General features: G+C 62.9%; 14 protein-coding genes. 10 read left to right on the top strand and 4 right to left on the bottom strand.

Translation table 11 applies throughout. The features are described from left to right. The first annotated feature begins 114 nt into the window (after positions 1 to 114). Positions 115 to 1,920, top strand: a complete 1,806-nt coding sequence (locus IL54_RS12295; RefSeq protein ID WP_037476025.1) for a DUF885 domain-containing protein — start codon at positions 115 to 117, stop codon at positions 1,918 to 1,920. A 105-nt stretch (positions 1,921 to 2,025) separates the two neighbouring features. Here IL54_RS12295 and IL54_RS12290 read toward each other — a convergent pair whose 3' ends face one another. Continuing rightward, positions 2,026 to 3,510 (bottom strand): replicative DNA helicase, encoded by a 1,485-nt coding sequence (locus IL54_RS12290; RefSeq protein ID WP_037476023.1) that lies wholly within the window; start codon positions 3,508 to 3,510, stop codon positions 2,026 to 2,028. 114 nt (positions 3,511 to 3,624) lie between these two features. Here IL54_RS12290 and IL54_RS12285 point away from each other — a divergent pair, with 114 nt between their 5' ends. Genes IL54_RS12285 through IL54_RS12265 form a run of 5 tightly spaced genes read left to right on the top strand, consistent with a single transcriptional unit; the run spans position 3,625 to position 6,623 of the window. Next, positions 3,625 to 4,107: a UPF0262 family protein gene (locus tag IL54_RS12285; protein WP_037478539.1), complete on the top strand. Its 483-nt coding sequence runs from the start codon at positions 3,625 to 3,627 to the stop codon at positions 4,105 to 4,107. Between the two features lie 29 nt (positions 4,108 to 4,136). Then, positions 4,137 to 4,805, top strand: coding sequence for a GH25 family lysozyme (locus IL54_RS12280; RefSeq protein ID WP_037478536.1), 669 nt, complete (start codon positions 4,137 to 4,139; stop codon positions 4,803 to 4,805). Then, a complete protein-coding gene (locus tag IL54_RS12275; protein ID WP_037476021.1) occupies positions 4,802 to 5,263 on the top strand; it encodes a cytidine deaminase in 462 nt (153 codons plus the stop codon). The genes IL54_RS12280 and IL54_RS12275 overlap by 4 nt, the downstream gene beginning before the upstream one ends. A gap of 10 nt (positions 5,264 to 5,273) precedes the next feature. Continuing rightward, positions 5,274 to 5,828, top strand: coding sequence for a dCTP deaminase (gene dcd, locus IL54_RS12270; protein ID WP_037476019.1), 555 nt, complete (start codon positions 5,274 to 5,276; stop codon positions 5,826 to 5,828). A 21-nt stretch (positions 5,829 to 5,849) separates the two neighbouring features. Continuing rightward, the gene (locus IL54_RS12265; protein ID WP_037476017.1) at positions 5,850 to 6,623 is read left to right on the top strand and encodes a metallophosphoesterase; all 774 of its coding nucleotides are present in this window, start codon (positions 5,850 to 5,852) and stop codon (positions 6,621 to 6,623) included. 84 nt (positions 6,624 to 6,707) lie between these two features. Here IL54_RS12265 and ctrA read toward each other — a convergent pair whose 3' ends face one another. Further along, entirely contained in the window at positions 6,708 to 7,415 is a 708-nt protein-coding gene (ctrA, locus tag IL54_RS12260) for a response regulator transcription factor CtrA (protein ID WP_037476016.1), read from the bottom strand. A gap of 208 nt (positions 7,416 to 7,623) precedes the next feature. Further along, a complete protein-coding gene (locus tag IL54_RS12255; RefSeq protein ID WP_037476014.1) occupies positions 7,624 to 8,517 on the bottom strand; it encodes a LysR family transcriptional regulator in 894 nt (297 codons plus the stop codon). 137 nt (positions 8,518 to 8,654) lie between these two features. On the opposite strand from IL54_RS12255, the gene IL54_RS12250 reads away from it, so the two are divergent. Both IL54_RS12250 and wrbA read left to right on the top strand, forming a co-directional pair. After that, complete coding sequence (locus IL54_RS12250; RefSeq protein ID WP_037476012.1) at positions 8,655 to 9,374, top strand: pirin family protein; 720 nt, start codon at positions 8,655 to 8,657, stop codon at positions 9,372 to 9,374. Positions 9,375 to 9,485: 111 nt separating this feature from the next. Next, on the top strand, positions 9,486 to 10,085 hold the full coding sequence (wrbA, locus tag IL54_RS12245; RefSeq protein ID WP_037476010.1) for an NAD(P)H:quinone oxidoreductase: 600 nt from the start codon (positions 9,486 to 9,488) through the stop codon (positions 10,083 to 10,085). Between the two features lie 117 nt (positions 10,086 to 10,202). Here the strand turns inward: wrbA and IL54_RS12240 are convergent, their stop codons facing one another. Further along, complete coding sequence (locus IL54_RS12240) at positions 10,203 to 11,174, bottom strand: acyltransferase family protein (RefSeq protein ID WP_037476008.1); 972 nt, start codon at positions 11,172 to 11,174, stop codon at positions 10,203 to 10,205. 73 nt (positions 11,175 to 11,247) lie between these two features. Between IL54_RS12240 and IL54_RS12235 the strand changes: the two genes are divergently transcribed. Next, positions 11,248 to 11,925 (top strand): RluA family pseudouridine synthase, encoded by a 678-nt coding sequence (locus IL54_RS12235; RefSeq protein ID WP_037476006.1) that lies wholly within the window; start codon positions 11,248 to 11,250, stop codon positions 11,923 to 11,925. Next, positions 11,912 to 12,197: alternative ribosome rescue aminoacyl-tRNA hydrolase ArfB (arfB, locus tag IL54_RS12230; RefSeq protein ID WP_037476004.1), on the top strand; the 286-nt coding region annotated here is incomplete at its 3' end. The genes IL54_RS12235 and arfB, both read left to right, overlap by 14 nt.

The following is a 12,197-nucleotide window of genomic DNA, read 5'->3' as shown; positions in this document are numbered from 1 at the left end:
GGCCCCGCGCGGAGCGACCGAAGATGTTGCGTGCGCGCAACATTGTTACAAAGGGCTGGACGAGGCGGCGGAGCGGGGTAAGACAGGTAGGCAAGACATAAGGGAGTTATCGCCATGGATCGCCGCCTGTTTCTCTCCTCCGCCGGAGCCATTGCCCTCGCCGCCGCCGCCCCGCGCGCGCTGGCGCAGATGGCGGGCAATGACGATGCGCGGCTGTCCGCTGCCTTTGCTGCCATTTTCGAGAAGCAGCTAGACGTGTCGCCCGGCATGGTCACGAGCCTCGGCCTGGACAAGGGCGCGCGCGCAGGCGCGAAGAGCCAGTTGGACGACAATAGCAAGTCGGCGATGATGAAGCGGCTGAGCATGACGCAGGCGGCGATCAAGGAATTGGAGGGCTTCCAGTCGGCCAGCCTGTCCGATCCGCAGCGGCTCAATCTGGAGGTGGTCCTCTATTCGCTGGGCCAGCAGACGGTGGCACCGGCCACCTTCGGCCTCAACAGCGCAGTGCGCCCCTATCGCATCTTTCAGCAGGGCGGCAGTTACTTCTCTACGCCCGATTTCCTGAATACCGCGCACACGATCAACACTGCCGCCGATGCGGATGCCTATGTCGCGCGGCTCGATGCTTTTGCCCGCAACCTGCGGACCGATACGGCAGTTCAGCGGGACGAAGCGGCGCGCGGCTATCTTGCGCCGGGCTGGTCGCTCGACCTGACGTTGGCGCAGATGCGCAAGCTGCGCGATCAGCCCGCCGCGTCCAGTTCGATCGTGCAATCGCTGGTCAAGCGGGCTGCGGCCAAGAATGTGGCGGGCGACTGGCAGGGCCAAGCGACGGCTGTTGTCGAAAAGGCCATTTATCCGGCGCTGGACGAGCAGATTGCCGCGATCGAGGCGCTGAAGGGCGGTACGGCTGCGGGCGATGGCATATGGCGCACGCCGCGCGGCGAGGAAATCTATGCCGCCGCGCTCAAGAGCGCGACCACGACCGACCTGACCGCCGACGAAATCCACGCAATGGGCGTGGAGCAGGTCGCCGAGATCAGCGGGCAGCTCGATACGATTCTCAAAGCAGCGGGTTACAGCAAAGGCACGATCGGCGAACGGCTGGCCGCGCTCAATGCCGAGCCGTCGCAGCTTTATCCCGATACCGCGCAGGGCCGCAGCGACCTGATCGCCGCGCTCAATGCCGAAGCCAAGCTGATGCAGGCGAAACTGCCGCAGGCGTTCGCGACCATCCCCGACACGCCGCTGGAAATCCGCGCGGTGCCGGTGGAGATTCAGGATGGTGCATCGAACGGCTATTATAATCGCGCGGCGCTGGACGGATCGCGGCCCGCGATCTTCTTCATCAATCTGAAGGCGATCGGCGATTGGCCCAAATATACGCTGCCTGCGCTCAACTATCATGAGGGCGTGCCGGGGCATCATCTGCAGATTTCGACCGCGCAGACCGCCGGCGACATCCCGATGCTGCGCAAGACCGCCTTCATGAGCGCTTATAGCGAAGGCTGGGCGCTCTATGCCGAGCAATTGTCCGATGAATTGAAGGGCTATTCGACGCCGCTCGACAGGGCGGGCTATCTGCAATCCTTCCTATTCCGCGCGGCGCGGCTGGTGGTGGACACGGGCATCCATTCGAAGCGGTGGAGCCGCGAGCAGGCAACCGCCTATATGGTGGAAAAGACGGGCTTCACCCCTGCCCGCTGCCAGCGCGAGGTAGAGCGTTATTGTACCCAGCCGGGACAGGCGACCAGCTACAAGGTCGGCCATGGCGTATGGACCAAGGCGCGTGCGGCAGCGCAGGCGGCAATGGGTGATCGCTTCGATATCAAGCAGTTCCACGCCATTCTTGAGGAAGGCGCGATGCCGCTGTCGATGCTGGAGAAGCGCGTGGCGGCGCGGGCGAAGATGGGCGTTTAAAAATACCGTTCGGGCTGAGCCTGTCGAAGCCCCATCCTTCTTCTCAAGAAGGACGGCCCTTCGACAAGCTCAGGGCGAACGGTTCAAAGACGTTCGACGGGCCGCTTATTCATATTCCAGATCCTGATAGCCATCCTCAGCGATGTCGGAGAAGCGGGTGATGCGGGCGTCGAATTTCATGCGGATGCGGCCGGTGGAGCCGTGGCGCTGTTTGGCGACGATCAGTTCGGCGAGGCCGTAAATCTGCTCCATCTGCTGCGCCCATTCGGTATGTTCGGCGCTTTCCTTGTTCCCCGGTTCCTTGGCGGCGATATAATAATCTTCGCGGAATACGAACCAGACCATGTCGGCATCCTGCTCGATCGAGCCGGATTCGCGCAGATCGGAGAGCTGGGGCCGTTTGTCCTCGCGCTGTTCGACGGCGCGGCTGAGCTGCGACAGGGCCAGCACGGGAACATGCAGTTCCTTGGCCAAAGTCTTGAGCCCGCGCGAAATTTCCGAAATTTCGTTCACGCGGTTTTCGTTGCCGCGGCCGCTGCCCTGGAGCAGTTGGAGATAATCGACGACGATGAAGCCCACGTCATGGCGGCGCTTCAGGCGGCGGGCGCGGGTGCGCAGCGCGGCGATGGTGAGGCCGGGCGTATCGTCGATGAACAGCGGCAGTTCCTGCAGCTCGCGCGCGGCGCGGGAGAGATTCTGGAAATCGGCGCGGCTGATCTTGCCCATGCGCAATGCTTCGCCGCTGATCCCCGACTGTTCGGCCAGCACGCGGGTCGCGAGCTGATCGGCGGACATTTCGAGGCTGAAAAAGGCGGTCTTGGCGCCCATATTTTTTTCGGGCGGAATGCCGTCGGCATTATCGCGCAGCCAGCGCGAGGCGGCATTATAGGCGATGTTGGTGGCAAGCGACGTCTTGCCCATGCCCGGACGGCCCGCGAGGATCATGAGATCCGAATTGTGGAGGCCACCGATCTTGGCATTGAGGCTGTTGATGCCGGTCGTGATGCCCGACACATGGCCGCCGCTGTTGAGCGCCCGTTCGGCCACCTGCACGGCGGCGGTCGAAGCGGAGAGGAAGCTCTTGACCGAACCGCTTTCGCCCTCGCCCTCCGAAACCTTGTAAAGCGCGACTTCGGCGGCTTCGATCTGCTCGCGCGGATTGACGTCTTCGCTGGTATCCAGCGCATTTTCAACCAGTTCGCGGCCGACACTGACAAGCTGTCGCAGCAAGGCAAGATCGTAAATCTGCGCCGCGAAGTCGCGCGCGCCGATGAGCGCCGCGCCATTGCCGGTCAATTGCGCAAGATAGGCCGCGCCGCCCAGTTCCTTGAGCGCGGGGTCTTGATCCAACATCGGCTTCAACGTCACCGGGTTGGCGATCATGTCGCGATCGAGCAATTTCATGATCGCGTCATAGATGCGGCCATGGAGCGGCTCGAAGAAATGCTCCGCCTTGATCTTGATCTGGACATCTTCGGCGATGCGATTGTCGATCATCAGCGCGCCCAGCAGCGCGGCTTCGGCTTCGACATTGCGCGGCAGTTCGGTGCCGCCGGCTTCGGCGGCAGTGATTTTCAATAGTTCGACCATGGGCCTCTCATCCTCCGGTCGCGCGCGTCGCGCAAGGGCTGGCGCGCAATCCATCTGTGGATAAGTCCCGCTTGCTTTTCGGCGCGCATCGCCGCACTGACTATGCCCTTCACCATGGCCGATCCGCGCATCATAGACATCAAGCTCGACGAGCGCACGATCCTGTGGCGCAATGCCGATGTCGAGCAGGAACGGCGGATCGCGATCTTCGATCTGCTGGAGGATAATCATTTCGCGCCCCAGCGGGTCCATGCGGACGGCTATATGGGGCCTTACAAGGTGGTGCTGCGCGTCGAGGACGGGCGGCTGGTGATCGAGATTAATCGCGAGGATGACAGCGCGCTCGAAGCCATCATCCTGGGCCTTGGGCGGTTCCGGCGGCCGATCCGCGAATATTTCGCGATCTGCGACAGCTATTATCAGGCGATCAGCAATGCGTCGCCACAGCAGATCGAGACGGTGGACATGGCCCGGCGCGGCATCCACAATGATGCAGCGGAGATGCTGATCGAACGGCTGGAGGGTAAGATCGCGGTCGATTTCGATACGGCGCGGCGGCTGTTCACGCTGATCTGCGTGCTGCATATCAAGGGGTAGGAACGATTTCGCGGCTGACTTTGGGGGGGCTGCTGGTCCGCGTGGGCGTGGGACTGGCGATTGTCGCGCTACTGGCACTGGCGCTGTGGCTCTATGCGCGCAGTTGGGCGCCCGCGCGGGACCAATATCCGGTGCAGGGCGTGACGATCAGCGCCGATAATGGCGTGGTGGAATGGGACACGCTGGCAGCGCAGGGGGCGGACTTCGCCTATATCCGCGCCGCCAGAGGCGCGGCCGGGCGCGATCCGGCGTTCGCGGCGAACTGGCGCGCGGCGCGGACGGCGGGGCTGCGTTATGGCGCGATGCTGGACTATAGCCTGTGCCGACTGGCGAGCGATCAGGCCACCCGTTTCGTGACGACGGTGCCGCGCGACAACGCCGCCCTGCCCCCGGTGATCCGACTGGCGTTCGACAAGAGCTGCACTGCGCGGCCGGGGCGTGACCTTGTGCTGTCGGAACTCAATACGCTGGTCAATCTGGTCGAAAGCCATGCGGGCAAGACGGTGCTGCTCAACGTCACCGAGGATTTCGACGCGCTGTATGATGTGGGTTCGGGCATCAACCGCACGCTCTGGCTCGACGGCAATTTCTTTCCGCCCGATTATGCGACGCGGCCCTGGGTGATGTGGACAGCCAGCGACATGCGGCATATCGACGGCGTCGAGGGGCCGGTGAGATGGGATGTGGTGGCGCCATGAGCGAAACGGATGAAGGAGTGGCGCTGCTGATCGCCGCCGCGCGCGGGGCGATGGCCTATGCCCATGCGCCCTATAGCCGCTTTGCGGTGGGCGCGGCGGTGCGGTTGACCGATGGCTGCATCGTAACCGGCTGCAATTTCGAGAATGCAAGCTATGGCCTGTCGCTCTGTGCAGAGACGGTGGCGCTGGCGACCGTCAATGCGCAAGGTCGCTTTGCTGATGTCGCCGCCATCGCGGTGGTCGGCGGGGCGATGGACGCGGCCGAGGAAGCCATGGTCACCCCCTGTGGCCGATGCCGCCAGGTGATGAACGAGGCCGAACAGATGGCGGGCCGCGCCATCGCCATTTATTGCGCCACGCCGTCAGGCAGCCGCGTCACCGAGCATCGCATCGCCGACCTTCTTCCCCACGCCTTCGGCCCGGCCGATCTGGGCATCACCCCCATCAGGAAAAGCTGAAAAGACCATCATGGCCATTCTTTCCGACAAATGGATTCGCGACAAAGCCCTTTCGACCGGCATGATCGAGCCGTTCGTGGAGAGCCAGAAGCGCGACGGCTGCATCAGTTACGGCCTATCCTCCTATGGCTATGACGCGCGGGTGGCGGACGAGTTCAAAATCTTCACCAATATCGACAGTACCATCGTCGATCCCAAGAATTTCGACACCAACAGCTTTGTCGATCGCAAGACCGACTGCTGCATCATTCCGCCCAACAGCTTCGCACTGGCGCGGACGGTCGAATATTTCCGCGTGCCGCGCGACGTGCTGGTAATCTGCCTCGGCAAATCCACCTATGCGCGGTGCGGCATCATCGTGAACGTCACCCCGCTGGAGCCGGGCTGGGAGGGGCATGTGACGCTGGAATTTTCCAACACCACCCCCCTGCCCGCCAAAATCTACGCCAATGAAGGCGCGTGCCAGTTCCTGTTCCTTCGAGGCAATGAGCCGTGCGAGGTCAGCTATGCCGACCGGGCGGGCAAATATATGGGGCAGCAGGGCGTGACATTGCCCAAGCTGTAACGCTGTGCGAGACGTAGCGTCATGAGTTGGTGGCGCAGATGGTTAGGGTGCAAGGTCGCGCCAGCAGCAGTGCGAGCGCCCAGCGTGGGCGCGGATCGCCGTGTCTATGCGATCGGCGACGTGCATGGCCGGGCGGACTTGCTCGACACGCTGCTCGGCATGATCGCGCAGGACGATGCGAGCCGTGGGGCCGCGCAGCTGACCCTCATCTTTCTGGGCGACCTGATGGACCGGGGCGATGCCTCGCGCGCGGTGATCGAGCGGGTCATGGCGCTGATCGGATCAGGCGGCGACGTGCGCTGCCTGCAGGGCAATCATGAGGAATTGTTCATCGCCGCTGCGCGCGGCGACATAAAGGTGATGCCGACCTTCCGGCGCATGGGCGGCGAACAGACGCTGGAAAGCTATGGCCTTGGTCCCGGTCGATTTCCGGTGATGAGCGATGCGGAGATTGCCGAGTGGATGCTGCATCATGTGCCGCGCGGCCATGTCGATTTTCTCGACGCGCTGCCTGACTGGACCGACGTTGGCGATTATCTGTTCGTCCATGCCGGTATCCGCCCCGGCGTCGCGATCGAGGCGCAGAAATCGTCCGACCTGCGCTGGATTCGCCGTGATTTCCTGAACCATGACGTGCCGCATTCGCATATGGTCGTGCATGGCCACAGCATCACGCCGGAAGTGGACGAACAGCATAACAGGATCGGCATCGATACCGGCGCCTATCGCAGTGGGCGGCTCACCGCCTTGGGGCTGCAAGGCACGGCGCGCTGGACGTTGCAGACCGTGGCATGATCCGCCCTGGTGAGCGGATATGAAAAAGACCGGCAATCCAAAGTATTGCCGGTCTTTTTCAGGATCGATCCATGGCGTGAAGCGTCAGGCGACCTTGGCTTCTTCTTCGATCACTTCGTCCGGGTCGCGCAGCACATAGCCGCGGCCCCAGACCGTCTCGATATAATTGTCGCCGCTGCAGGCCAGCGCCAGCTTCTTGCGCAGCTTGCAGATGAAGACGTCGATGATCTTGAGTTCCGGTTCGTCCATCCCGCCATAGAGATGGTTGAGGAACATTTCCTTGGTGAGCGTCGTGCCCTTGCGGAGCGACAGCAGCTCCAGCATCGCATATTCCTTGCCGGTCAGGTGCACGCGGTTGCCGTCCACTTCGACCGTCTTGGCGTCGAGATTGACCGACAGCTTGCCGGTGCGGATGACCGATTGCGAATGGCCTTTTGACCGGCGCACCACGGCATGGATGCGGGCGATCAGTTCTTCGCGATGGAAGGGCTTGGTCACATAATCATCGGCCCCGAAGCCGAAGGAGCGGACCTTGCTGTCTATTTCGGCGACACCCGACAGGATCAGAACCGGCGTCTGCACCTTGGCAGCCCGCAACTTCTTCAGCACGTCATAGCCGTGCATGTCGGGCAGGTTCAGGTCGAGACAAATGATGTCATAATCATAGAGCTTGCCCAGATCGAGGCCTTCTTCGCCCAAATCGGTGGTATAGACGTTGAAGCCTTCGGTCGTGAGCATCAGCTCGATCGCCTTGGCCGTCGTCGGTTCGTCCTCAATCAGCAGCACGCGCATGTGAAGCCCCTTTGCGTCGCAGGTCCGTTCACCCCACCAGAACGGCTTCTGTCCCAATTCATTAACCAAAAAACTTCTGAACGACAAAGGTTAATTTTTGGCTAACCGGCAGAAATCCACGAGTCGCAGAAATACGAATCCGTTTACAAAGGGTTGAAGCCGAAACGACCGGCCACGAGTCAAGATATAGCCGTGCGCGAAACGAGGTTCAGCAGGCGTGGTGCCGGGTGATGAAATCCAGCAAAGCCTCTACCCGCGCGGGCCGCAACCGCGATGGCGGCGTGACCAGGTGCAGCCCGAAGGGTGCCGGACGCCAATCCACCAATATTTCCTCCAACTCGCCTGCCGCCAGCGCGTCGCCGACGATGAAGTCGGGAAGTCGGGCAATGCCCACCCCCAGCCGCAACGCAGGCAGCATCGCTTCACCGCTGTTGACGGTGATGCGCGAGCGGACCTGCACCACGACATTCTGCTGCCCCGGCCCGGCGAAGCGCCACACGTCGGGCGTCGTCACGTTGGAATAGCAGAGGCAGTCGTGCTCCCCCAGGTCGGAGGGATGCTGTGGCCGCCCCCGCGCATCCAGATAGGCGCGCGACGCGACCAGGTGCAGCGTGACATCGGCCAGGCGTCGTGCCCGCAGGGAACTGTCGGGCATGTCGGCAATGCGGATCGTGGCATCCAGCCCCATTTCGACAATATCGATATGCGCGTCCGACAAGTGCAGATCGACATCGACCAGCGGATGGGTCTTGGTGAATTCCGCAACTAGCGGCGCGATGCGGAGCAGGCCGAAGGTCATCGGCGCGCCCAATCGCACGACGCCGGACAGCTCCGCCGTTTCGTCGCGCGCCGCTTCCTCCGCCGCCTGCCCTTCGGCCATGATGCGATGGGCATGATCGGCCAGCCGCTTGCCGCTCTCGGTCAAGGCCAGGCGACGGCTGGTGCGGTTGAACAGGCTGGTGTCGAGATGTTCCTCCAGCCGCGTCACCGCCTTGGACACGGTCGCCTTGGATACGCTGAGTGCCTTGGCCGCGTCGGTGAAGCTGCGATGTTCGACCACGGCGGCGAACATCGCCCAGGCCTCAAAATCCGGTAATCGCATAGGGAAACAATCCGTTTCGATGCTGCTTGTTTCAGAAACGATACTGATGACTAGATTGGCGGAAAGCAAGCCGGAACCTCCGGCGCTTGGTCAAAAGGCACCCGAACTATTGAGTTCGAAACCGAAAGGCAGAGCATATGAACACGACCACAGCGAGCCGCATCGAGCGCCGCCCCTTCGCCTCACTCGGCCATGCCAATCATGGCTGGCTGAATGCGCGCCATCATTTTTCCTTCGCCGATTATCATGACGAAGACCGCATGCACTGGGGCGCGATCCGGGTTTGGAATGATGATGAGATCGGCCCGCGTTCGGGCTTTCCGCCGCACCCCCATGCCGACATGGAAATCATTACCTATGTCCGCACCGGCGCGATCACCCACCAGGACAGCCTGGGTAATAAAGGCCGCACGGAGGCGGGCGATGTTCAGGTGATGTCGGCGGGCACGGGTATCCGCCATGCCGAATATAATCTGGAGGATGAAACCACCACCCTCTTCCAGATCTGGGTCATTCCACGCGCACGGGGCGGCAGTCCAAGCTGGGGGGCAAAGCCCTTCCCGCGTGGTGATCGCTCCGGCAAGCTGGTCGTGCTGGCCAGCGGCTATGACGAGGATAAGGAAGCGCTGCGCATCCGCGCCGATGCCCGCTTGCTGGGCGGAACGATCAAGGCCGGGACGAGCGTGACCTATGACAGTGCGGAGGGTCGTCACCTTTATCTCGTCCCGGCGACGGGTCGGATCGAGATAGACGGACAGACGTTCGAAGCACGGGACGGCGCGGCCATCATCGGCGGCCAGCCCATCACCATCACGGCCCATGAGGACGCCGAAATCGTCCTGGTGGACAGCCTGTAACTTTGGTCGATCCGTTCCTTCCCTTCTGGACGGATCTGCCCGCCGCCCGCGCCTCTCCCCTCCCTCGCGCGGGCGGCACCCCTTCAATCCCCTCATGTAAGGAGACGCATCATGGCTAAGGTTCTGGTTCTCTATTATTCTTCCTATGGTCATATCGAAACGATGGCGAAGGCCATGGCCGAGGGCGCAGCCGCTGCCGGCGCGCAGGTCGATATCAAGCGCGTGCCCGAAACCGCGCCGCTGGAAGTCGCCAAGAATGCGCATTTCAAGCTGGATCAGGAGGCACCGGTCGCGACCGTTGCCGAACTGGCAGAGTATGACGCGATCATCATCGGCACCGGTACGCGCTTTGGCCGTATCTCCAGCCAGATGGCCGCATTCCTCGACCAGGCGGGCGGCCTGTGGGCGCGCGGTGCGCTTAATGGCAAGGTCGGCGGTGCCTTCACCTCGACCGCCAGCCAGCATGGCGGGCAGGAAACGACGCTATTTTCGATCATCACCAACCTGCTGCATTTCGGCATGACGATCGTGGGCCTCGACTATGGGTTCCAGGGCCAGATGGGCGTGGACAAGGTGCGCGGCGGATCGCCCTATGGCGCGACGACGCTGGCCGATGGCGACGGCAGCCGCCAGCCGAGCGAAGAAGAACTGGACGGCGCGCGCTATCAGGGCCGTCGCATCGCGGAAACCGCGATCAAGCTGCACGGTTGATCGCCGACCGCGCCGTCTAGATGGCGCGGCTTACCGAGCCTTTGGGTCGTACTAAGGCTAAGGCATGCCGCAGGGGTCGATGCACTGGGACTGTGCATCGACCCCTTTTGCGTTCTGCTATAGCAGCCAGCGGGTTGCGCGTGGGGACAGGCGGATGAGCCGGTCGATCGCGAAGGGTGCGAACAGGGCCAGCACGAGCAGGGCCCCTTTGCTAAGATAAGGCGACATATAGTGAATGATGGCGACGTGAAGATACATGATCGTCAGCGACGCCCGGCCTATGGCCGCCAGTGGCCCAGCAACAGGTGCGACCTGCGTGGATAGGCGGAACAAAAGCAGGGCCGTCGCTACCGCTGCGGCAATCGACAGCATAGGCCAGCCATAATCGGCCGCCTTCATATTGAGTGTCGGGAACAGGCCGACAAGGCCCGCAGCCGCCAGCAACCCTAGCGGCAACACCATCCAGCGCCGCCAGCCGATACGCGGCCAGATCGCCCCGACCCATAGCAAAATGAAGGCCATCGGCACGGTGAGCAGGCCAAATGGCGAGGCCTGCGTCCATTGGCCCACGCCGTAAGCCAGCAACAGCACCGGCGGCACGATCAGCGCCCAGCGCCGGTCGAACGGATCAGGCCAGCGGCATAGCAGGGCATTGAAGGCGATCCGCGCCATCAGCAGACAGGGTACGAACCAGAATATCGTATAAGGCCCGCGCAACCAGTTGCCGCCGAGCAGTATGAGCATGATGTCCTGCGGCCATTGGTGGAAGATCGGCTGATTGCCCTTGAGCGGCTCGATGATCTGGTCGGCTAAGATCAGGAACAGCAGAAACAGGGCATAGGGTCGCATCTGGCCGACAATCTGGCGCGTTGTGAAGCGCCCGATCGGCTGCGGGCGCGAGAGCATGCCCGATAGCAGGAAGAAGAGCGGCATGTGAAAGCTGTACATGGCATCATGCACCGGCCCGCGCGTCCACACATGACCGACCACGACGGCGATGATGCCGATGCCGCGTGCGACATCCACCCAGTCCAGCCGACCCGGCGATGGTGTCGCTGCACCCCCGCTATTTTCCCCACTATGTTCCATCGGCCCCACCGCCTATAGGAAGCGACGCGCGCGTCAATTCCACACCCCTTGCTGCCCCGATCGGATTTCTCTTTTGTCCCTGCTTACCGACCATGTTCTTTTCATCGATGGCGAAGCCCTCATTCTCGACAAGCCCGCCGGGCTGCCGGTCGATGCGCCGCGTGACGGGTCGATTGCGCTGGAAAATCATCTTCAGTCGCTGACCTTCGGCTTTCAGCGCTGGCCGCTGCCGGTCCACCGGCTCGACCGTGACACCAGCGGCTGCCTGCTGCTGGCGCGCAACCCCAAGGCGCATAAGCGCTTCGCCCAGGCGTTCGAGGCCGGCACCGTCGCCAAACGCTATGTTGCGGTGATCGAGGGCGTGCCGGCGGAGGAAAGCGGCCTCATCGAACTGGCGCTCAAGAAGGTCAGCACCGCCGAGGAAGGCTGGCGCATGATCCCGGCCAAGGCGGGCAAGGTCGCCATCACCGAATGGCGCAAGATTGCCGAGAAGGACGGCCGGTCGCTGATCGCCTTCACGCCGCGCACCGGGCGCACCCACCAGATCCGCGTCCATGCGCTGCATGGGCTGGGCTTTCCGATCGTCGGCGATCCGGTCTATGGCGAGGGCGGCGTGCCGATGCTGCTCCACAGCCGGTTCCTGAGCATCGCGCGCGGCGAGAAGCCTGCGGCGGAGGCGACGGCCCCCCTGCCCGCGACCTTTGCCGCCGCCGGTTTCGGCCCGGAGTTGCTGGACGATGCCGGGATTTGAGATTCCCGATGATGCGCTGGAAGAGCGCTTCATCACCGGGGGCGGTCCGGGCGGGCAGAATGTCAACAAGGTCGCAACGACGGTGCAGTTGCGCGTCGACCTGTTCCGGCTCGGCCTGCCGCCCCATGCCTATCGCAAGATCAAGGAACTGGCCGGATCACGGCTGACATCGGGCAATCAGATCGTCATCCAGGCGTCACGCTTCCGCACCCAGGAAGCCAATCGCCAGGATGCGCGCGAGCGGCTGGCCGAGATGATCGCCAAGGCCCACC

The organism is Sphingobium sp. ba1 (assembly GCF_000743655.1).
Classification (GTDB): Bacteria; Pseudomonadota; Alphaproteobacteria; order Sphingomonadales; family Sphingomonadaceae; genus Sphingobium.
The sequence above is the reverse complement of the archived record's forward strand: the minus strand, read 5'-3'. Positions and strand labels throughout refer to the sequence as shown.